Raw genomic sequence first — 22,381 nt, forward strand, 5'->3', positions numbered from 1 at the left:
CACTGGAGCGCCAAAGGAATGGCCGGGAATTTCTCGTTCGATCAGTTGAAGAAGGCGGTCTCGAACGGCGAGATCGACACGGTGCTGGCCTGCATCGTCGATATGCAGGGCCGGCTCTCGGGAAAACGCTTCCTGGCCCAGTATTTCGTCGATTCCGCGCATGGCGAGACGCATGGCTGCAACTATCTGCTCGCCTGCGACATCGATATGGAGCCGGTACCGGGCTACAAGGCGGCGAGCTGGTCGAAGGGCTATGGCGACTTCGTCATGAAGCCCGACCTGTCGACGCTCCGGCGCATTCCGTGGCTGGAGAAGACGGCGCTGGTTATTTGCGATGTGCTCGACCATCACACGCATGAGGATCTTGGGCACTCACCCCGCGCGATCCTCAAGAAACAAGTCAAGCGCCTGCAGGAGCGCGGCTATATCGGCTATTTCGCCTCCGAGCTCGAATTGTACCTGTTCAGCGAAACCTACGAGTCGGCCCGCAAGAAGCACTGGCAGGGGCTCGACAGCGCCTCGCCCTATATCGGCGACTACCAGATCGGCATCACCACCAAGGAAGAAGGCGTCATGCGCCGGCTTCGCAACGAGATGGAGGCGGCCGGCATTCCGATCGAGAACTCCAAGGGCGAGTGGGGCCCCGGCCAGGAAGAGATCAATGTGCGCTATGCCGAAGCGCTCGACATGGCCGACCGCCACGTCATCCTGAAGAACGGCGCCAAGGAAATCGCCGATTCCGAAGGCAAGGCCATCTCCTTCATGGCCAAGTACAATTACGGGCTCGCCGGCAATTCCAGCCACATCCACAATTCGCTGTGGAGCGCCGACGGCAAGACGCCGCTGTTCTTCGACAAGAAGGCCGAGTGGACGCTGTCGAGCCTCGGCCAGCAATGGGCGGCCGGCCAGCTCAAATACGCCAAGGAGTTCACCTGGTTCCTGGCGCCCTACATCAACTCCTACAAGCGCTTCCAGGCAGGCACCTTCGCGCCGACCAAGATCATGTGGAGCGAGGACAATCGCACCGCAGGCTTCCGGCTCTGCGGCGAGGGCACCAAGGGCATCCGCATGGAATGCCGCATCGGCGGCGCCGACCTCAATCCTTATCTCGCCTTCGCGGCGCTGATCGCGTCGGGCCTCGCCGGCATTGACGAGAAGCTGGAACTGCAGAAGCCTTTCGTCGGCGATGCCTACCAGGCCTCGCGACTTCCCGAGATCCCGAAGACGCTGCGCGACGCGACCGAGACGCTGGCCAAGTCGAAGATGCTGAAGCAGGCCTTCGGCGAGGAGGTAATCGAGCACTATGTGCACACCGCCCGCTGGGAGCAGTTCGAATACGACCGCCGCATCACGGATTGGGAACTGCATCGGGGCTTCGAGCGGTATTAAGCTGCCGCGTCAGCGTCGGCACTGCCCATCACCCTTAACCTCTCCCGTGAGGACGAGGAGAGGGGTAGCGGGCGTCGGAACGCTTCCCTTCTCCCCGTCACTATGCGGGAGAAGGTGCCGGCAAGCGGATGAGGGCAGGCCATGCGCATATCGATTGTTGTAAAACTGCGAGGACTTATAAAATGACCGAAACGGTCAAGCTGAAATCCCCCATCGACGGCTCGATCTATGCCGAGCGGCCGGTCGCGACCGACCACGCGATCAACGCGGCGGTCGAGCGCGCCAGGGCGGCGCGGGAGAAATGGGCCGAAACGCCGGTCGTCGAGCGCGGCAAATACATGCTGGCGATGCTCGAGGCGCTGTTCGCCATGACCGACGAGATCGTGCCGGAGATCGCCTGGCAGATGGGGCGGCCGGTGCGCTACGGCGGCGAGTTCGGCGGCGTCAAGGAACGCACCAACTACATGGTCGAGATCGCTGAACAGGCACTCAAGCCGGTCATGGCCTCCAATCCGAAGGAGGGTTTTCGGCGCTATGTGAAGAAGGTGCCGCTCGGCGTCGTGCTGGTGATCGCGCCTTGGAACTATCCCTATCTCACCGCCGTCAACACCATCGTGCCGGCGCTGATGGCCGGCAGCGCCGTCATCCTCAAGCACGCGGCACAGACGTTGCTCGTCGGCGAACGCTTCCAGCAGGCTTTCGACAGAGCGGGGCTGCCCCTGGGGCTGTTCCAGAACCTCGTCATGAACCATGCCCAGACCGAGAAGCTGCTCGGCTCCGGCAAGATCGACCATGTCAACTTCACCGGATCGGTCGGCGGCGGCCGCGCCATCGAGGAGGCGGCGGCCGGCACCTTCATGACGCTCGGCCTCGAACTCGGCGGCAAGGATCCGGCCTATGTGCTGCCCGACGCCAAGCTGGACCATGCGGTCGCCAATCTTGTCGACGGCGCCTTCTACAATTCCGGCCAGTGCTGTTGCGGCATAGAGCGCGTCTATGTGCACGAGAAGGTCTATGACGAGTTCGTCGAAGGTTTCGTCGCCGAGACGAAGAAGTATGTCGTCGGCAATCCGCTGGAACAGGCGACCACGATGGGCCCGATGGCGCAGGCGCGCTTCGCCGACCTGATCCGCGAGCAGAAGGCCGAGGCGCTGCGCAAAGGCGCGACCGCACATATCAACATGAGGGTCGAGAACGACAGGGCGGGCTCGCCCTATCTGGCGCCGGAAGTGCTGACAGAAGTCGACCACCAGATGAGCGTCATGCGCGAGGAAAGTTTTGGGCCGATCGTCGGCATCATGAAGGTGCGCAACGACGAGGAGGCGATCGCGCTGATGAACGACAGCCCCTATGGGCTGACCGCGTCGATCTGGACACGCGACACCGAGCGCGCGATCGCCATCGGCGACCGCGTCGAGACCGGCACCGTGTTCATGAACCGCTGTGACTATCTGGACCCGGCGCTGGTCTGGACCGGCGTCAAGGACACCGGCAAGGGCGCGGCGCTCTCGGCCATCGGTTACGACAATCTGACCCGGCCGAAATCCTATCACCTGCGCGAAACGATCTGACCTTTCGAAAGACAAAAATGTCCAAGCTGATCTCCAAATGGAACTACCCCACCACCGTCCGCTTCGGCGCCGGGCGCATCAAGGAATTGCCTGATGTGCTCAATGCGACGGGCATCAAGCGGCCGCTCTTCGTCACCGATCCGGGCCTTGCGAAACTGCCCGTCGTCGCCTCGACGCTGAAGATCTTCGACGATGCCAAGATCCCATACGGCGTCTTCTCGGAGGTGAGGCCCAACCCGGTGGAGTCCAATCTCACCGCCGGCATCGCGGTGTTCAAGAAGGGCAAGCATGACGGCGTCATCGCCTTCGGCGGCGGCTCCGCGCTCGACCTCGGCAAGCTCATCGCCTTCCAGGCCGGGCAGACACGGCCCGTTTGGGATTTCGAGGATATCGGCGACTGGTGGACCCGGGCCAATTCGGACTTGATTGCGCCGATCATCGCGGTGCCGACCACGGCGGGCACGGGGTCCGAGGTTGGCCGCGCCGGCGTCATTACCAATGAGGAGACCCATACCAAGAAGGTCATCTTCCATCCGAAGCTTCTGCCGGCGATCGTCATTGCCGATCCGGAACTGTCGGTCGGAATGCCGCCCTTCATCACGGCCGGCACCGGCATGGACGCGCTGGCGCACTGCCTGGAGGCCTATTGCGCGCCGGGCTATCATCCGATGGCCGACGGCATCGCGGTGGAAGGCATAAGGCTAGTGTTCGAGAACCTGCCGAAGGCTTTCGCCAACGGCAAGGATCTGGTTGCGCGCGCCCATATGATGAGCGCGGCGGCCATGGGCGCCACCGCTTTCCAGAAGGGGTTGGGGCCATCCATTCGCTGTCGCATCCGATCGGCGCGCTCTACGACACCCATCACGGCATGACCAACGCGGTGTTCATGCCCTATGTGCTGGCCTTCAACCGCGAGGCGATCGAGGATCGTATCGCACGGCTCGCCGCCTATTGCGGCATCAAGGGCGGCTTCGACGGCTTCGCCAAGGCCATCATCAAGCTGCGTAAGGAGCTCAAGGTGCCGCACGCGCTGCCCGGCCTGATCAAGGGGCTCGACATGGACAAGAAGCGCAAGACCCTGATCGCCGATATGGCGGTGGTCGACCCGACCGCCGGCGGCAACCCCGTGAAGCTCACCAAGAAAGCAGCGCTGACGCTGCTCGAAAATGCCATCGCCGGCTCCGTCTGAGAAGCCGGCCTCGATGCCGAGGAGTTGAATAAGGGAACACTCGAGAAAAAGGGAGGAGGGGCAAAATCAAGGCAGCTAACCATTAGCCGGAAAATTAAGCGCGGGCTAATTGCTACAGTCCGTTAAAAAGAGTTAACTTTTTTCGCTGTGGGGCTCCGGTTTCAAAAAGCCTTCATCTGGCTGTCACACGAAAACGATACCCGCATCGCAGGCGCTTAGCGCGCCAGTTCAACGGAGAGAACACATGTTCAAGTTCATGGGGAAAGTGCTTTCCCTCTCGGCCGCGGCGCTCTTCGCGTCGACGGTGATTTCGTCCGCCGCTTCGATGGACGATCTCGTCAAGGCCGCGAAGGCGGAAGGCCAGCTCACTGTCATCGCGCTTCCGCATGACTGGTGCGGCTACGGGGCAGTGATCGACGCTTTCAAGGCTAAGTATCCGGAAATCACCATCAACGAACTCAACCCCGACGCCGGCTCTGGCGACGAGGTCGAGGCGATCAAGGCCAACAAGGACAACAAGGGCCCACAGGCCCCTGACGTCATCGACGTCGGCCTGTCCTTCGGTCCGACCGCCAAGAAAGACGGTCTGATTCAAGCTTACAAGGTATCGACCTGGGATTCGATCCCGGACAGCGCCAAGGATGCCGATGGTTTTTGGACGGGCGACTATTACGGCGTGCTGTCGTTCTTGGTGAACAAGGATCTTGTGAAGGAAGCTCCGGCTGACTGGGCAGACCTGCTGAAGTCAGATTATGCCAACACCGTCGCCCTCGCCGGGGATCCGCGTGCCTCGAACCAAGCGATCCAGGCGGTCTACGCCGCCGGCCTGTCCGGTGGTGCCGCTGCTGGTGAAGCAGCCGGCACAGCAGGTCTCGACTTCTTCAAGAAGCTCAATGCCGCTGGCAATTTTGTGCCGGTCATCGGCAAGCCAGCCACGCTGGCCCAAGGTCAGACCCCGATCCTGGTCACCTGGGACTACAACGCGCTTGCCGGCCGCGACACGCTGAAGGGCAATCCGCCGGTCGACGTCGTTGTGCCTAAGACCGGCGTCGTTGCCGGCGTCTATGTGCAGGCGATCAGCGCTTACGCGCCGCATCCGAATGCCGCCAAGCTCTGGCTCGAGTACCTTTACTCCGACGAAGGTCAGATTGGCTGGCTGAAGGGTTACTGCCATCCGATCCGGTTCAACGACCTCGCCAAGAACGGCAAGCTTCCGGCCGATGTGATGGCCAAGCTGCCGCCGGCCGAAGCCTACGCGTCGGCCGTGTTCCCGACCCTCGACGAGCAGGGTAAGGCCAAGGAGGCGATCACCAAGAACTGGGACGCCACTGTCGGCGCCAACGTGAAGTAACGGAATGAAATGGCCGGGCGGCTCTGGCCGCCCGGCGCTTCTCCCAGACGGTAGCCTGCGCATGACCGACCTCTCGCTCTCCAACCAGACAATTGCGGGAAAGACCGCACCGCCCAGCGAAGCGCGCGCGTTGCGGCTGCCGACGCAATGGATCGGCGTTGCGCCCTTCTTCATCTTCGCGGTCATGTTTCTCATCCTGCCCACGCTCTACCTGATGCTGGGCGCGTTCCAGAATGAGGCTGGTGAGTTCACGCTGGAAAATCTCATCGCCCTGTCGGAGCCAAATATCGTTGCGGCCTACTTGATTTCGATCAAGGTCAGCCTGGCATCGGCGCTCATCGGAGCCTTCGCCGGCCTGGCTATCGCCGTTGCCATCGTGCGCGGCGGCTTGCCCAATTGGATACGGTCGGCGACACTGACCTTTTCCGGGGTAGCCTCCAATTTTGCCGGCGTCCCTCTGGCATTTGCCTTCCTCGCAACGCTTGGACGCCTCGGCCTCGCCACGGTGATCCTCAACGCCGTGTTTGGCCTCAACATCTACGCGCATGGCTTCAACATCTTGTCGTTCTGGGGCCTCACGCTGACCTACGTCTATTTCCAGATTCCGCTGATGGTGGTCATTATCGTGCCAGCGATAGACGGACTGAAGAAGGAATGGGGCGAGGCTGCCGCGACACTTGGCGCGACGACGGCCCAGTACTGGCGGATGGTCGTGATCCCGGTGATCTGGCCGAGCTTCCTCGGCACCGTTATCCTCCTGTTCGCCAACGCCTTCGGAGCGATTGCCACCGCCTATGCGTTGACCGGCTCGTCGCTCAACATCGTGCCCATCCTCCTCTACGCGCAAATCCGCGGCGACGTGCTTCACAACGCGCATCTCGGGTATGCGATCGCCTTCGGCATGATTGTCATCACCGGCCTCGCCAATGTCTTTTACATCTGGTTCCGGACGCGTTCGGAGAGGTGGCTGAAATGAAGACCGGACGCTTCTGGGCCTGGGTCGTCTTCATCCTTGGCGCGGCCTATTTCTTTATCCCGCTGATCGCGACTGCGGAATTCTCGATGCGCATGCGTCGCGGCGCCTACTCGTTCGACGCCTATCAGATCGTGCTTGGCGACGCCCGCTTCCAGGCGACATTCATGTACTCGGTGGTTGCCGCCATATTCACCATCATCCTCGGCGTGCTGGTGGTGGTGCCGGCGGCTTATTGGATCCGGCTGCGCCTGCCGCAGCTCAGGCCGATCGTCGAGTTCATCACGCTGCTGCCGCTTGTCATCCCGGCGATCGTCATCGTGTTCGGCTACATCAGGATGTACGGCTCGAATTCGCCGCTGCCGTTCCTGGCGAACGATACGGCCACCAACGCCCTGCTGGTGATCGGCTACGCGACGTTGTCGCTGCCGTATATGTATCGGGCGGTCGATACAGGCCTTCGCACCATCGATGTGCGCACGCTGACGGAAGCGGCGCAGATCCTCGGCGCCGGTTGGCCCACTATCATTACTCGGGTGATTCTGCCAAACGTGCTGATCGCCGTGCTCTCCGGCGCCTTTCTGACTTTTGCCATCGTCATCGGCGAGTTCACGATGGCCAGCCTGCTCAATCGTCCGGCCTTCGGCCCCTATCTGCAGAACATCGGCGCCAACCGCGCCTATGAACCGGCGGCGCTTGCCATCATCGCCTTTGCCATTACCTGGGGCTGTATGTCACTGATCCAGATCCTGTCCCGCTTCGCGCCGAAATCGGCGAACCGACCGAACTGAAAGCAAAAGCCATGGCCGAGCCGTTCCTCTCCATCCAGCATGTGCGAAAATCCTTCGGCGCCACGACCGTGGTCGAGGATTTCAATCTCGACGTCGAGCCGGGTGAATTCGTCTCCTTCCTCGGCCCGTCCGGCTGCGGCAAGACGACGGTGCTGCGCATGGTCGCCGGCTTCGAGGAGCCGTCGGGAGGTAAGATCGTCGTCGGCGGCAAGGACATCACCCGGTTGAAGCCCAACCAGCGCAATGTCGGCATGGTGTTCCAGGCCTATGCGCTGTTCCCGAACCTGACGGTCGCGCAGAATATCGGCTTCGGCCTCAAGGTGGCGGGCATGTCGAAGCCGGCCATCGATTCCCGAGTGGCCGAGATGCTCGACATCATCAAGCTGCCGCAGATGGCTGACCGCTATCCCTACCAGCTCTCGGGCGGCCAGCAGCAGCGCATCGCGCTCGCGCGGGCGATTGCCCCGAAACCCAAACTGCTGCTGCTCGACGAACCGCTGTCAGCGCTCGACGCCAAGGTGCGCGTGTCGCTGCGCGAGGAAATCCGCTCGATCCAGAAGAAGCTCGGCATCACCACAATCTTCGTCACGCATGACCAGGAAGAGGCGTTGTCGATCTCCGACCGCATCGCGGTGATGTATGGCGGCAGGGCCGAGCAGGTCGGCACGCCATTCGAGATCTACAACCGGCCGGCGACCAAGTTCGTCGCCAATTTCGTCGGCACGCTCAACGTGCTGGAAGGCAAGGTCACCGACGCCGCCTCGGGCAAGGTGCAGGTCAACAGCCAGGAAGTCTCGCTAAAGGGCAAGCTCAACGGCTCCAAGTCCGGCGACACACTGTCGCTCGCGCTGCGGCCGGAAGCGATTTCACTGGGGCGGCAGCCCGGGCATGACGCCAGCCTGTCCGGCGAAATCGCCGAAGTGCATTTCCTCGGCTCTGTGATCCGCGTGCGCGTCGGCATCGGCGGCAACACGGTGTCGCTCGACACATTCAACAATTCGACGACGCCGCCGCCGGTCGTCGGCGACAAGGCGGACATTTCGTTTTCGTCGGGCGATATGCTGGTTCTGCACTAGGCTGTGTTGATATTCAGGTGAGGCCGGCCTGCAAATGGCGGTCTCCTGCGCTTCTGGCCTGACAAATCAACAGTATCCTAGCTCGAGGTACTGCCAAGCCTCGTGTTTCATCGTTACGATGAGCCATGGCCCTCTTCGAGCTCACCCTCATCCTGCTTCTGATCGCCGTCGCGCTGACGGCGCTGTCGCGCCGTCTCGAGATACCCTATCCGTCGCTGCTGGCGCTTGCAGGCGTTGCGCTGGCCTTCGTGCCGGGCGCACCAACGATCGAGATCGATCCGGAACTGGCGCTGGCGCTGTTCATCGCGCCGGTGCTGCTCGACGCCGCCTATGACACCTCGCTGCGCGACCTGAAACGCTACCGGCTGTCGCTGCTGCTTCTGGCGCTCGGCGCCGTCGTGTTCACCACCGTGGTGGTTGCCTTCGTAGGCTGGAAGATGGCCGGCCTTCCGATCGCGGCGGCGATCGCGCTAGGCGCCATCGTCGCTCCGCCGGACGCGGTCGCGGCGAGTGCCGTGCTCGGCCAGTTCAGGGTGCCGCACCGCATCACAGCCATTGTGCAGGGCGAGAGCCTGCTCAACGATGCCACCGCGCTGCTGATCTACCGGATATCGGTTTCGGCGGCCATCGGCTCGGTCATGCTTAAGGACGCAGTGCCCGTCATCCTGCTTGCGACGATCGGCAGCGTCGTCGCCGGCTATGTGTTCGGCCGAGTGTCGCTGCTCGCGCTGACGCGCATCGAGGATGCGGCAAGCAGCACCGTGGTGCAGTTCGCCGGAACCTTCGCCGTCTGGATCATTGCCGACAAGCTCGGTCTCTCCGCTATCATCACCATCGTCGTCTATGCGATCACCATCGCGCGGACCGCGCCACGCCGGATGTCCGCGAGGCGGCGCGTCAGCACCTATTCGGTCTGGGAGTCGGCCGTCTTCGTGCTCAATGTCTTAGCTTTCGTGCTGATGGGCCTGCAGGCTCGATCAATCGTCGGCCGGCTCTCCGGCGACGGGCAAGGCGAGGCCTTCCTCTTCGCTGCCACCGTGCTGGCCGTCGTCATCGTTGCGCGTCTCGTTTGGGTGATGGGCTACGTTGCGGTGATAAAGCAGTTTAAGCGTTTCGACGGCGAAGGGCAGAAGCGGGATGCGCCGACGTTTCGCGGCGCGGTGCTTGTCGGCTGGTGCGGCATGCGCGGGCTGGTGACGCTGGTGGTGGCCATCGCCTTGCCCGCCGACTTTCCCGGCCGCGACCCGATCGTGCTGGCGGCCTTCGCCGTCGTGCTCGGAACGCTTGTGCTGCAGGGCATGAGCCTGAAGCCGCTGCTGCGCCGGCTCAACTTCGAACGGGATACCTCGATCGACCGCGAAGTGGCCGAGGCCCGGGTGGCCATCATGCAGGCGGCGCTTGATGTGCTGAGCCGCAAGACCTCGTCCGCTGCCGCGGTCGTACGTGAACAATACGAGGCGCAACGCCGGATCGCCGAAAATCCGGACGATGCGCAAGCCGCGACGGAATACGACCGATTGCGTCTTTACGCCATCAAGCGGCAGCGTGACAGGCTGGAGGAGCTGCGCAGCAACGGCACGATCGGCGACGAGGCCTATCACCGGCTGGAAGAGGAGATCGACTGGTCAGAACTGGCGGCGGCTCCCGCCGGAAGCTTCCAGCCGCTCACCACCTGACGGATTTCAGCGAAAGCGTGGGCGTTTGCGGTGGCGATTCACCGCAGCGCCTGCCCGGGATTGCATCAGCACACGGAGATAGAGCGGATCGCCTCCGTGGGAAAGCGAAACGGTTTGGCAAACGTGGTTCGCAGGCAGCATTGGACTATTCCGCTCGTCCTCGCGGTCCATTGAAACGCTGACGGCGAGGGGCTACTGCGATCCTCAGAAGTGAGCCGGTTAATCAATGAAGCTGATCAGCTACAACATCCAGTATGGCTACGGCAGCGACGGGCGCTATGATCTTTCCCGCGCCGCCAGGCTGGTGGACGGCGCCGACATCATCGCGCTGCAGGAGGTCGAGCGGCATTGGCTGCGAACCAATGAGGACGACCAGCCCGAGGTCCTGTCAAGGCTGTTGCCCGACTATTACTGGGTCTATGGCCCCGCCTTCGACATGGACGCCAGCGAGAAGCGCGACGGTCGCGTCGTCAACCGCCGGCGGCAGTTCGGCACGATGGTGCTGTCGAAGCTGCCGATCGTCTGGTCGCGGCTGCATGCACTGCCGATGCGCCGCACGCTGAGACCGCTCAACACCCGCAACGCGGCGCTGGAATGCATGATCCGCACGCCGGCTGGGCCGGTGCGGGTGCTTTCCCTGCATCTTGCCCATATCGCCGCCGAGGAGCGGCTGGAGCAGATCGACTATCTGCTGGCCGAGCATCGTCGAGCGCCATCCGATGGCGGCCCGTGGAGCGGCGCCGACGACGAGCCGCAGCGCAACTGGTCGAACGGCCAGGCGGAGCCCGCAAACCCTCAGGCGGCGATCTGGCTTGGCGATTTCAACATGGAGCCGGGCAGCGCCGAATACCGGCGTATTACCGGCAGCATGCCGTATCATCCCGGCGCGGCCTATATCGACGGCTTCGTCGATGCCGCCGCCGTCGCCAGCGAGCCTGGGCCGGATTTCCACACGCATGAAAAGATCATCGACGGCAGGCTGGCGAAACGCCGGCTCGACCATTGCTTCGTCGGCGGCATGCTGGCCAGGCGCGTCCGTTCGGTGACAGCGGATATCGGCGCGGTGGCATCAGACCATTTTCCGCTAAGGGTCGAGATCGACCTGGAAACGCCGGGCATCGGCTCAAGTCTGGCGGGCAGGTGAGGCGGGCATGACGCTGTTCGTCTTCCTGGCTGTGCTCTCGGCGGCAGCCATGCACGCGATCTGGAACGCGCTGGTCAAGGTGCATCTCGACCGCTTCCTGTCGATCACGCTGATGACGCTCGGCATGGGCGCCGCGGCGCTCGTGGTGCTGCCCTTTGTCGAGATGCCGAAGGCCGAGGTCTGGCCATTCATCCTCGCCTCGGTCTTCTTCCACATGGGCTACCGGACATTCCTGATCGGCGCTTACAAGGCCGGCGATTTCGCCCAGACCTATCCGCTGGCGCGCGGCACCGCGCCGCTGCTCTCGGCGCTGGGCGGCATTGTGTTGGTCGGGGAGGTGCCTGCGCCGCTTGCCATCCTCGGCATCGTGCTGTTGTCGATCGGCACGCTGGTCATGTCGTTTCGCGGCGGCGCGCATCTGGAAAGGCTCAATCTGCGCGCCGTCGGCTTCGCGCTTGGCACATCGATCTTCATCGCCAGCTACACGCTTTCCGACGGCAGCGGCGCGCGGCTGGCGGCGACCGCGACGAGCTACGCCGCCTGGCTGTTCGTCTGCGATGCGACGTGGGCGCTGGTGCTGTGCATCGTCTTTCGCGGATCGCAATCGCTTCCGGTGCTGGCCCGCGACTGGAAGGCTGGGCTGTTCACCGGCGTGCTCAGCGGCGCGGCCTACTGGATCGTCATGTGGGCGATGACCAAAGCGCCGATCGCGTCAGTTGCGTCGCTGCGTGAAACCTCGATCCTGTTCGCCATGCTGATCTCGGTGCTGGCGCTGGGCGAGAAGATGACCGCCTGGCGCGCCACGGCCGCGCTCGGCATCGTCGCCGGTGTCGTCGCGCTGAGAATGGGTTGATTGCCATTCACCCGAACACGGTCATCACCTGGCCGCGCTCGCTGGTGAGGTTCAAGGCGGTCCTCCTTTTGTGTCCCCAAAAGGAGCGATATGTTCCACGGCGGGCAAAGGAGAACGGGACAGCTGCCGGTTTTAAGCCGGCGAGCGGTCACATTTGCGTCACCTCGAGATCGATGACCATCAGCCCCTCGGTGCCGTGTTCAAGCGCGGCGACAAGGCGCGCGCCGGCGCGCTGATGCGCCTCGTGCACGAGATAGGCGTCACGGGCGACGGCATCGCGAAAGTCGATGGTGAAACCGTGCGTTAGACCGCGCGCGAAAGGCTCGGGACTGACATTGGCGCTGAAATGCACCTTGCCCATGCCGTCGATGACGGCGCGCAGCGCTTCGAGGTCGGCATGGATCGCCGCGCGTTCGGTTTCAGGAACGTCATCGCGAAAGCGGACAAAGACGCAGTGGCGGATCATCGTTGATGCCTCAAGCCGCCTGATTGCCCTTGAACACGGCCGGCGGCAACGGCTCGCGGCCTAGGATGAGGTCGGCACCCTTTTCGCCGATCATGATGGTCGGCGCATTGGTGTTGGAAGAGGGGACTCGCGGCATCACCGACGCATCGCAGACGCGCAAGCCCTCGATGCCGCGCAGCCTGAGATCGGGTGTCACCACCGCCATCGCGTCATGGCCCATGCGGCAGGTGCCGACAGGATGATGATCGGTCTTGGAGGTGCGGCAGGCATAATCGAAGAGATCGGCGTCGCTCTGCAGGTTCGGACCCGGAAGCACCTCGCGCAACACATAGGGCTGCAGCGCCTTCTGCCGCATGATCTCGCGCGCCAGCCTGAGGCCCTTGATCGACATGTCGCGGTCATACGGGTCGGACCAGTAGTTCGGATCGATCAGCGGGTGGTCGGCCGGGTCGGCGCTCTTCAGCCGCACCGTGCCGCGCGAGCGGGGACGCAGGAAGGCGGAGTTCAGCGTCACGCCCGGGTTCTTCAGCTTCTCGACGCCGGCCTCGATGCCGGAGCCGAGACCGAGATGGAACTGGATGTCGGGCGAGGCGGCCGTCGGGTCGGCGTACCAGAAGCCGCCGGTCTCGAACAGGCTCGAGGCAACGGGACCCTTCTTGAGTAAGAGGTACTGCAGCCCGGCCCATAGGGTGCGGTGCAGCTTCGCGTAATTGTCATAGGTGTGGTCGCCGGTGCATTCGGCGATGACGAAGAGATCGAGATGATCTTGCATGTTGGAGCCGACGCCTGGCAGGTCATGCACCGGCGTGACGCCGACCGATTTCAGATGATCGGCCGGGCCGATGCCCGACTGCATCAGGAGCTTGGGCGAGCCGATCGCGCCTGACGAGACGATCACCTCGCGTTCGGCGCGCAGGATGGTCTTTTCGCCACCTGGCCTGTCGACGACCTCGACTCCGATAGCGCGGCCCTTCTCGACGACGACGCGGGTGACGAGAACGTCCGTCCGCACCGTCAAATTCTTGCGGGCGCGGATCGGCTTCAGATAGGCGACGGAGGCGGACGAGCGCCGCGCGTTCTTTTGGGTCAGCTGGTAGTAACCGACGCCTTCTTGGGCAGCGCCATTGAAGTCCGGGTTGAAGGGTATGCCCATTTCCTGTCCGGCGCGGAAATAGGCCTCGCAGATCGGCAGCGGCGAGATCGGATTGGAGACGCCGAGCGGACCCTGGTCGCCATGGAAATCGTTGGCGAAGCGCTGGTTGTTCTCGGCGCGCTTGAAATAGGGCAGCACGTCGCGATAGCCCCAGCCGGCGACCCCCTCTTCCTTCTCCCAAGCGTCGTAGTCGCGGGCATTGCCGCGCGTGTAGATCTGGGCGTTGATCGACGAGCCGCCGCCGACGACCTTGGCCTGCGTGTACCAGAAGACGCGGTCCTTCATGTTTCTCTGCGGCACGGTCGACCAGCCCCAGGAGGCGATGCCCTTTGTCATCTTGGCGAAGCCGGCCGGCATGTGGATCAGCGGATGCCAATCCTTGCCGCCGGCTTCCAGGAGCAGGACGGAATTGCCCGGATCCTCGCTCAGCCGGTTGGCGAGAACGCAGCCGGCCGGGCCGGCGCCAACAATGATGTAGTCAGCCATTGTTCCTCACAAGCGTGGCACCGAGAGCGCGCCGTCGACATCGATGACCGATCCGGTCGAAAAGCCGAATTTGCCGGAGGCGAGCGCCGCAACCACGGCGCCGATGTCGGCGGCTTCGCCCCAGCGTTTTGCCGGCACCAGGCCGTCCTCGATCAGCGCGTCATATTTGGCGGAGACGCCAGCGGTCATATCGGTGCGGATGATGCCCGGCCGTACCTCGAACACGCCGATGTTCTCGGGCGCGAGCCGCAGCGCCAGATTCTTCACCCACATTGAAAGGCCGGCTTTGGAAATGCAGTAGTCGGCTCGTTCCGGCGAAGCCATGTTGGCGCTGACTGAAGTGATGGTGATGATCGATCTGGCTGAGCCGGCAGATGCCGCCAGCATAGCCTTGGCGATGGCCTGGCTGAGGAACACCGTGCCGCGCAGATTGATATTCAGCGCGCGGTCGAAATTCTCCGGCTTAAGCTCCAGCAGGTCGCCGCGGACAACGGCGCCGATGCCGGCATTGTTGACCAGGCAATCGATGCGACCGAAGGCGCGCATGGCTGCCTCGACCAGTTTCGAATGGCCGGCGAGATCCGCGATGTCGCATTGGGCGTAAGTGAAATTCGCGCCCCGCCCCACGATCGTGTCGGCAAGGCCGTCGGCAGGTCTCTCGGCAAGGTCGGCCACCAGAATGTCGAAGCCGGCATCCGCCAATGCCTCGGCGCAGGCGAGCCCTATGCCGCGCGCGCCGCCGGTGACGATGGCTGCCGGGCGAGTCATGCCGCAAGCTCCGTCTTTCGAAGGTAATCAGCAACCCGCAGCGCCTGCGCCGCGATCGACAGCGCCGGATTGACCGCGGCGGAGGTCGGCAGGAACCCGCCGTCGACGATGAACAGGTTCCGGTGATCCCAGGCGCGGCAGAAGGGGTCGAGCGGCGAGGTGGCCGGGTCGTTGCCCATCTTCACCGTGCCGCATTGGTGCGAGGGCGTGCGCTTGTCGAAGGGGCGCGACAGCACGATTGGATAGCCGCAGGCGCGCAGGTTCTCGCGCATCACCTTGGTCAGGCCTTCCAGCGACTGCATGTTGGAGCGCCGCCACTGCATGACGATCTCCTTGCCGTCGACCATGATGCGGCTTTCGGGATCGGGCAGGTCCTCGCACATCAGGTACCAGTCGACGGCGTGGCCGGCCATGAAGTCGAGCACGAATTTCGGCATCGTCTTCACATTGGCCTTGAGCATGTTGCCGTCGATCTTGCCGAGCAGTTGCACATTGCCGAGCGGCTTGCCGCCCTTGCCGTCCGACAGATAGTAGTCGTTGAGCATCAGCGTCTTCTGGTAGACGCTATTGTTGCGGCGGCGCGGATCGATCGCCAGCATGGCGCTCGAATTGTGGTTCATGAAATTGCGTCCGACCTGGTCGGAGCTGTTGGCGAGGCCTTTGCCTTTCGCCGAGGGCGAGCGCAGCAGGATGGCGGCCGAGTTGATCGCGCCGGCGGAGAGGATGACGAGCTTCGGCGACAGCGTCTTTTGCGCGCCGTTCTGGGTATAGTGGATGGCGGTGATCGTCTTGCCGTCCGGCGCGGTTTCGAGCCAGTCGACATGGGCGCCGGTTTCCAGGCGGATGTTCGGATCCGTCAGCGCCTCGGCCAGCGGGCCGGTCTGCGCGTCGATCTTGCCCTGGCCGGTGTTGGGGAAGGCGTCCCAGCCGGTCTTGCCTTCCTTCAGCCAGGTCTCGATGTCGACGCCGAGCGGCAGCGATGCCGGATGCAGACCGAGACCTTTCAACTCGGCGCGGGCGCGGGCGATCGGCGGCTCGTCCGGCACCGGCTTGAAGGGATAGGGGATTGAATGGAACGGCTCGGTCGGGTCTTCGCCGAGCGCGCCGCGCACGCGAAAGAGCTGCTCGGCCTTCGAATACCAGGGCTCGAACTCGTCATAGGAAAACGGCCAGGCCGGCGAGACGCCGCCGAAATGCTCGAGCTCGGAGAAATCCTCCTTGCGGTAGCGGATCAGGACGGCGCCGAAGAACTTCGAATTGCCGCCGACATAGTAGTAATTGCCGGGGTTGAAGGGCGCGCCTCCGGCCTCGCGCCACATCTCCTTCGGCCGGTAGTGCTCGTCCAGGAAAATCGATCGCGTCGAGCGCGCATGCGGTGTCGCGGGCAGCGGCTCGCCGCGCTCCAGGATGAGGATCGAGGCACCGCTGCCGGCCAAGCCGGAGGCGATCGTGGCGCCGCCGATGCCGGAGCCGATGATGACGATATCCGCGTTTGTCATAGCTTTTAAAGTATGCGCTTCTCGGTCGCCGGGTCGAAGAACACCGCCTTGCTGAGGTTGAAGGCCAAGGGCGTGCTGGTGCCGGGCTGGATCCTGGCATCGGCTCTCAGCCGCGCCACCACGCCCTTGCCGCCGAGATTGGTGACGGCGAAGGTGTCGGAGCCGGCCGGCTCCACCACCTCGATATGGCAGTCGGCGGTGGCGATGGCGGACCCGTTGCGTTCCGCGCCTTCCGGATCGGTCAGCGCTTCGGGACGGACACCGAAGATGACCTGCTTGTCCTTGAAGGCCGACAGACCGGCGGGCGCGCCGGGCATCGGCAGCACGATCGGCTGGCGCGACTCGCGGTCCAGCACCACCGAAAGGCCGGCGCCATTGCCGTCGATCTTGGCCGGGATCAGGTTCATCGCCGGCGAGCCCATGAAGTCGGCGACGAAGATGTTGGTCGGGTTGTTGTAGATCTCGGCCGGCGTGCCGAATTGCTGCACCTCGCCGTCGCGCATCACCGCGATCTTGGTCGCCAAGGTCATCGCCTCGATCTGGTCGTGCGTGACATAGACAATGGTCGTGCCGGTGGTGGCATGCAGGCGCTTGATCTCGATGCGCATGTCGACACGCAGCTTGGCGTCGAGGTTGGAGAGCGGCTCGTCGAACAGGAAGAGTTTCGGGTCGCGCACCAGCGCCCGGCCCATGGCGACGCGCTGGCGCTGGCCGCCGGAAAGCTGGCTGGGCTTGCGGTTGAGCAGGTGGCCGATCTGCAGGATCTTGGCGACCTTGTCGATCGCCGCCTGGCGCTCCGCCGCCGGCACGCCGCGCATCTCCATGCCGAAGGCGATGTTTCCGGCAACCGTCATGTTGGGGTAGAGCGCGTAGCTCTGGAACACCATGGCGATGTCGCGCTTCGAAGGGTGCAGATCGTTGATGGCGCGGCCATCGACGCGGATCTCGCCCTCGGTGATCTGCTCCAGACCGGCGATGGTGTTGAGCAGCGTGGATTTGCCGCAGCCGGACGGGCCGACCAGCACCAGGAAGCCGCCCTTTTCGAGCTCGACATTGATGCCCTTCAGGATCTCGACGCTCCCGAAGCGCTTCTTCAGCCCATCAATTTCCAGAAAAGCCATGGTCGTTCCTTCCGAATGGGGTCAGCCCTTGACCGCGCCGGCCATCAGCCCGCGCACGAAATAGCGGCCGGCGACGACATAGACGATCAGGGTGGGGAGCGCGGCGATCATCGCCGCCGCCATGTTGACATTGTATTCGACGACGCCGGTCGAGGTGTTGACGACATTGTTCAACGCCACAGTCATCGGCATCACGTCGCCGGAGCCGGCATAGGCGGAAGCGAACAGGAAGTCATTCCAGATGTTGGTGAACTGGTAGATCACCGTCACAACGATGATCGGCAGCGAATTGGGCAGCATGATGCGCCGGAAGATCTGGAAGAAGGAGGCGCCGTCGACCTGCGCCGCCTTGATCAACTCGGTCGGGAAGGCCTCGTAATAGTTGCGGAAGAAGAGCGTGGTGAAGCCCAGTCCATAGACGACGTGGACGAAGACCAGGTTCACCGTCGAATTGCCGAGGCCGAAATTGAACCCTGTCGCGTTCTGCAGCGTGACGCCGAAGCGTCCGAGGCTGCCGAGGATCGTCGCCATCGGCAATAGCACCGACTGGAACGGGATGAAACAAGCAAACAGCATCATTGCGAAGACCAGCGTGTGGCCGCGGAAGCGCCATTTGGTCAACACATAGCCATTCAGCGCGCCAAGCAGCGTCGAGATCAGCACTGCCGGCACGACCATCTTGATGGAGTTCCAGAAATAGCCTTTCATGCCGACGCAGGTCAGACCCGAGCAAACTTCACTCCACGCCTTTATCCATGGTGCGAAAGTCGGCGCATGCGGCAGCGATAGCATGTTGCCGTTCTGGATCTCGTCCATGGTCTTGAACGAGGTCACCAGCATGACGAAGAGCGGCATCAGGTAGAAGATCGCGAACAGGGCCAGCAGGCCGTAGATGACGATGCGATTGATCGCCTTGCTGCTCAGGCCGCTCGAAGCCTGGCGGGCGGGTGAAGTGACGGCGCTCATCGCGACTTCTCCCTGAGCTCGGAATAGAGATACGGAACAATGATGGCCGTGATGGTCATCAGCATGATCACGGCGCTGGCCGACCCGACCGCCATCTCGTTGCGCTTGAAGGTGAACTCATACATGAAATTGGACGGCAGCCAGGCCGAGCCGCCGGGGCCGCCGCTGGTCAGCGCGACGACCAAGTCATAGGACTTGATGGCCAGATGCGCGAGCACGATGAAGGCCGACAGGAACACCGGCCGCAGCAGCGGAATGACGATGCGGCGGTAAAGCTGGAAGGTGGATGCGCCGTCGATCTGCGCCGCCTTCATGATCTCGCCGTCGATGCCGCGCAGGCCAGCCAGGAACATCGCCATGATGAAGCCGGAAGCCTGCCAGACGCCGGCGATGACGACCGTGTAGATGACGAAATCCTTGTTCTTGATCCAGTCGAAATGGAAGCTCGTCCAGCCCCATTGGTGCAGCGTCTGCTCCAGCCCGAGGCCGGGATCGAGGAACCATTTCCAGGCGACGCCGGTGACGATGAAGGAGAGCGCCATGGGGTAGAGATAGATCGGCCGCAGCATGCCTTCGCCGCGGATCTTCTGGTCGAGAAGGATGGCCAGGAACAGGCCGAGCGCCAGGCAGATCAGGATATAGAGGAAGCCGAAAATGCCCATATTGGTGATCGAGGTGTACCAGCTCGACGGCGGATCGCTCTCGAAGGTCCAGCGCCACAGCCGCTGATAGGCGCGGGGACCGGTGATGGCGTAGGACGGGAAAGTCTTGGAATTGGTGAAGGACAGATAGATCGTCCACAGGATGAAGCCGTAGACGAAGACGATCGTCGCCGCGAAGCTCGGCGCCAGAACGATCTTCGGCAACAAATCCTGCAGCCGCGACCGTACCGACGCGCCGGGACGGGCGTCGTGCTCCGGTGTCAGCTTGATCTGGGTTTCGGCAACTGTGCTCATCGGCTTGTCCAGTTCCGGTTGGTCGGAAACCGCCCGGCGCGAAAACGCACCAGGGTTGTCCCACACCTTTTGTCGACAGGAGACCTCCCCCGCCGAAGCGGGGGAGACCTGAGTTCAAGCGATCCTTACTTGGCGTCGTCGATCGCCTTGACCAGCTCGGTCACGGCCTCGTCGGAGCTCTTGATCTGACCATGGACGAATTTCGACACGACGTCCTTGTAGGCGTTGGCGACGGCGGGCGGAGCGCCGTAGCCCTGCGCCAGCGAGCCGAACAGCGTGCCGCCTTCGTTGGCCTTCTTCAGGTCGGCGATGCCCTTCTTGCCGCAAGCGTCGAAGTCGGTGTCCGGCACGTCGGTGCGGGCCGGGACCGAACCCTTCACCACGTTGAAGGCCGACTGGAAGCTTTTCGACAAGGTGGCGGTGGCCAGCGCGACCTGGGCGGCCTTGCGATCCTCCGGCACGTTGAACATGCCGAACATGTCGGAGTTGTAGATCACCGAGCCGTCGGTGCCCGGGAAGCGGTAGCAGAGGAAGTCGGTGTCAGGGGTCTTGTTGGCGGCGTGGAACTCGCCCTTGGCCCAGTCGCCCATGACCTGAACCAGCGCGTCGCCCTTGATGACCATGGCGGTGGCGAGGTTCCAGTCGCGGCCCGAGAAGTTCGGGTCCACATATTTGACGAGCTTGGCGAGGTTGTCGAACGACTTCTTCATCGTGTCGGACTTGAGCGAGTCCTCATCGAGGTCGTTCATCGCCTTCTTGTAGAACTCCGGCCCGCCGGTCGACAGCACGACGGAGTCGAACATGGTGGCCTCCTGCCAGTTCTGGCCGCCCAGGGCGAGCGGGATGACGCCCGCAGCCTTGGCCTTGTCGAGCAACGCCACGAAGTCGTCGAAGGTCTTCGGCTCGGTGCCGCCGATCTTGTCCATCACCGCCTTGTTGATCCACAGCCAGTTGACGGAGTGGACGTTGACCGGTGCGGCCACCCACTTGCCGTCATAGACCGAGAATTTCTGCAGGGCGGCCGGAACCGACTTGTCCCAGCCTTCCTTCTTGGCGGTCTCGGTCAGGTCGCCCATGACGCCGGCGGCGGCATAGTCGAGCACGGTGTAGCCCAGCATCTGCGAGGCGGTCGGGTAGTTGCCGGCCGCGACCATCGCCTTCAGCGCGGTCATGGCGGCGTCGCCGCCGCCGCCGGCCACCGGCACGTCCTTCCAGGCAAAGCCTTCCTTGGCCAGATCCTGCTTCAGCACGTTCAGAGCTGCCGCTTCGCCGCCCGAGGTCCACCAATGCAGCATCTGCACTTCCTTGACGTCCGCGGCATGCGCCGAGAACGCAAAGCTCGTCGCAAGAGCCGTTCCGATAAACAGTTTGCGCAACATGTACTACCTCCCTTGTTGCATACACATAACCGGCGGGTGTCCGCCGGCGTCTCCCAACTCAGCCGACCCACCAACCGGTACGCTGGCCGCGATGAAACTGGATGGTCTTTTCCTCGGTATAATCCTCGACAGCGCGTTTGCCGAGTTCGCGTCCCAGACCGGACTGCTTGTAACCCCCGAAAGGCAGCTCTGGGTAACCTTCCATGAACGTGTTCACCCAGACCGTCCCCGAACGCACACCGCGCGCCACCGACATGCATGTGTCGATGCTGGCGCTCCACACCCCTGCAGACAAACCATAGGGCGTGTTGTTGGCAATGTGCAATGCCTTTTCAATCGTTTCAAAAGTGAGCACGGACAGCACCGGACCGAACACTTCCTCGCGCGCGATCGCCATGTCTTCCGTGACGTTACGGACGATAGTCGGATCGAGATATTGGCCGGCGTTGGATTGAAGCCGGGTGCCGCCGGCGAAAACGCTGCCGCCGTCAGTTTGCGCCGCCGCAACATAGCCGGCTACCCTTTCCATATGATCGGCCGAGATCATGGCGCCGACCTTGGTGCGGTTGTCGAGCGGATCGCCGACGCGGACCTTTTCAGCCAGCGCCTTGACTGCGCCAAGGAAGTCGTCGGCGATCGCCTCATGCACGATCAGGCGGCTGCCGGCATTGCAGCATTCGCCGGCGTTGAAGAAGCCGCCGAACACCGCGGCGTCCGCCGCCGCTTCGAGGTCGGCGTCGGGGAAGACGATCTGGCCGTTCTTGCCGCCGAGTTCCATCGAGACCTTCTTAAGCGAATTGGAGGCGGCGGCCATCGTCATCTTGCCGACACGGGTCGAGCCGGTGAAGGAGACCATCTCGACCAGCGGATGGCTGACCATCGGCGCGCCGATATCCGAGCCGTAGCCGGCGAGGATGTTGACGGCGCCGGGGGGCAAGCCGGCTTCGAGCAGGATGTCGCCAAGCACGAAGGTCGAGGCCGACGTCATTTCGCTGGGCTTCACCACAGCCGTGCAGCCGGCGGCGAGCGCGAAGGGCAGTTTCTGGCTGACGATCAAGAAGGGGAAGTTCCACGGCGTGATGATCGAGACGACTCCGATCGGTTCGCGCAGCACCACGCCCAGCATATCGTCGCCGAGATTGGCGTAGCTTTCGCCATGCAGCGTGCGGGCGAGCGAGGCGGCATAGCGCCAGATATCGACGGCGCCGCCGATCTCGCCGCGCGCCTGGGCGATCGGCTTGCCGGATTCCAGCGCGTCGAGCCGGGCGATCTGTTCCAGCCGGCTTTCTATCAGGTCGGCGGCCTTGAGCAGCACCGCGGCGCGCTCCGAGGCCTTCATGCGCGGCCAGGGTCCGGTTTCGAAGGCCCTGTGCGCGGCCTGCACAGCGGCCTCGACTTCCGCGGCGCCGGCCTGGGCATAGCGGGACACGACAAAACCATGGCCGGGGCTGGCGCGCTCGATGCTGCGGCCGTCGCTGGCGTCGACATGCTTGCCGCCGATCAAGAGCTTGTAGGGCTGCGGCGCCTGGGACGCTTCGGCCGGCATGGCAATGTTGAGCGGTGCGTTCATCATG

At 63.4% G+C, this 22,381-nt stretch carries 18 protein-coding genes and 1 pseudogene; 10 read left to right on the forward strand and 9 right to left on the reverse strand.

All coding sequences use genetic code 11. The annotated features are described in order from the left end of the window. The first annotated feature begins 18 nt into the window (after positions 1-18). From EJ072_RS22975 to EJ072_RS23020, 10 genes and pseudogenes are all read left to right on the forward strand, one after another. Positions 19-1,389, forward strand: a complete 1,371-nt coding sequence (locus EJ072_RS22975) for a glutamine synthetase family protein (protein WP_126081431.1) — start codon at positions 19-21, stop codon at positions 1,387-1,389. A gap of 182 nt (positions 1,390-1,571) precedes the next feature. Next, positions 1,572-2,960, forward strand: coding sequence for an aldehyde dehydrogenase family protein (locus tag EJ072_RS22980; protein WP_126081432.1), 1,389 nt, complete (start codon positions 1,572-1,574; stop codon positions 2,958-2,960). Between the two features lie 17 nt (positions 2,961-2,977). After that, positions 2,978-4,149: pseudogene (locus EJ072_RS22985) on the forward strand (iron-containing alcohol dehydrogenase). A 244-nt stretch (positions 4,150-4,393) separates the two neighbouring features. After that, entirely contained in the window at positions 4,394-5,500 is a 1,107-nt protein-coding gene (locus tag EJ072_RS22990; RefSeq protein WP_126081433.1) for an ABC transporter substrate-binding protein, read from the forward strand. A gap of 61 nt (positions 5,501-5,561) precedes the next feature. Then, entirely contained in the window at positions 5,562-6,476 is a 915-nt protein-coding gene (locus EJ072_RS22995; RefSeq protein WP_126081434.1) for an ABC transporter permease subunit, read from the forward strand. After that, positions 6,473-7,264 carry an ABC transporter permease gene (locus EJ072_RS23000; protein ID WP_126081435.1) on the forward strand — a complete coding sequence of 264 codons (792 nt, stop codon included), beginning with the start codon at positions 6,473-6,475 and terminating at the stop codon, positions 7,262-7,264. The genes EJ072_RS22995 and EJ072_RS23000 overlap by 4 nt, the downstream gene beginning before the upstream one ends. Positions 7,265-7,275: 11 nt before the next feature. Next, positions 7,276-8,340, forward strand: a complete 1,065-nt coding sequence (locus EJ072_RS23005) for an ABC transporter ATP-binding protein (RefSeq protein WP_126081436.1) — start codon at positions 7,276-7,278, stop codon at positions 8,338-8,340. A gap of 125 nt (positions 8,341-8,465) precedes the next feature. Further along, positions 8,466-10,016, forward strand: coding sequence for a sodium:proton antiporter (locus EJ072_RS23010; protein WP_126081437.1), 1,551 nt, complete (start codon positions 8,466-8,468; stop codon positions 10,014-10,016). 226 nt (positions 10,017-10,242) lie between these two features. Beyond that, positions 10,243-11,160, forward strand: coding sequence for an endonuclease/exonuclease/phosphatase family protein (locus EJ072_RS23015; RefSeq protein WP_126081438.1), 918 nt, complete (start codon positions 10,243-10,245; stop codon positions 11,158-11,160). Between the two features lie 7 nt (positions 11,161-11,167). After that, positions 11,168-12,013 (forward strand): EamA family transporter, encoded by an 846-nt coding sequence (locus EJ072_RS23020; RefSeq protein ID WP_126081439.1) that lies wholly within the window; start codon positions 11,168-11,170, stop codon positions 12,011-12,013. Positions 12,014-12,161: 148 nt separating this feature from the next. Here the strand turns inward: EJ072_RS23020 and EJ072_RS23025 are convergent, their stop codons facing one another. From EJ072_RS23025 to EJ072_RS23065, 9 genes are all read right to left on the reverse strand, one after another. Next, positions 12,162-12,479 (reverse strand): Dabb family protein, encoded by a 318-nt coding sequence (locus EJ072_RS23025; protein WP_126081440.1) that lies wholly within the window; start codon positions 12,477-12,479, stop codon positions 12,162-12,164. Positions 12,480-12,489: 10 nt separating this feature from the next. Further along, positions 12,490-14,118, reverse strand: coding sequence for a choline dehydrogenase (locus tag EJ072_RS23030; protein ID WP_126081441.1), 1,629 nt, complete (start codon positions 14,116-14,118; stop codon positions 12,490-12,492). 6 nt (positions 14,119-14,124) lie between these two features. After that, positions 14,125-14,886, reverse strand: coding sequence for a 3-ketoacyl-ACP reductase (locus EJ072_RS23035; RefSeq protein ID WP_126081442.1), 762 nt, complete (start codon positions 14,884-14,886; stop codon positions 14,125-14,127). Continuing rightward, on the reverse strand, positions 14,883-16,385 hold the full coding sequence (locus EJ072_RS23040) for a GMC family oxidoreductase (protein ID WP_126081443.1): 1,503 nt from the start codon (positions 16,383-16,385) through the stop codon (positions 14,883-14,885). The genes EJ072_RS23035 and EJ072_RS23040 overlap by 4 nt, the downstream gene beginning before the upstream one ends. A gap of 5 nt (positions 16,386-16,390) precedes the next feature. After that, complete coding sequence (locus EJ072_RS23045) at positions 16,391-17,506, reverse strand: ABC transporter ATP-binding protein (RefSeq protein ID WP_126081444.1); 1,116 nt, start codon at positions 17,504-17,506, stop codon at positions 16,391-16,393. 21 nt (positions 17,507-17,527) lie between these two features. Beyond that, the gene (locus EJ072_RS23050) at positions 17,528-18,472 is read right to left on the reverse strand and encodes a carbohydrate ABC transporter permease (RefSeq protein WP_126081445.1); all 945 of its coding nucleotides are present in this window, start codon (positions 18,470-18,472) and stop codon (positions 17,528-17,530) included. Then, on the reverse strand, positions 18,469-19,428 hold the full coding sequence (locus tag EJ072_RS23055) for a sugar ABC transporter permease (protein WP_126081446.1): 960 nt from the start codon (positions 19,426-19,428) through the stop codon (positions 18,469-18,471). The genes EJ072_RS23050 and EJ072_RS23055 overlap by 4 nt, the downstream gene beginning before the upstream one ends. A gap of 125 nt (positions 19,429-19,553) precedes the next feature. Beyond that, positions 19,554-20,807 (reverse strand): ABC transporter substrate-binding protein, encoded by a 1,254-nt coding sequence (locus EJ072_RS23060; RefSeq protein ID WP_126081447.1) that lies wholly within the window; start codon positions 20,805-20,807, stop codon positions 19,554-19,556. A 58-nt stretch (positions 20,808-20,865) separates the two neighbouring features. After that, on the reverse strand, positions 20,866-22,377 hold the full coding sequence (locus EJ072_RS23065; protein ID WP_126083726.1) for an aldehyde dehydrogenase family protein: 1,512 nt from the start codon (positions 22,375-22,377) through the stop codon (positions 20,866-20,868). Positions 22,378-22,381 lie beyond the last annotated feature (4 nt).

Origin of the sequence: Mesorhizobium sp. M2A.F.Ca.ET.046.03.2.1, from assembly GCF_003952425.1 — a bacterium.
In the GTDB taxonomy this organism is placed as follows: Bacteria; Pseudomonadota; Alphaproteobacteria; order Rhizobiales; family Rhizobiaceae; genus Mesorhizobium.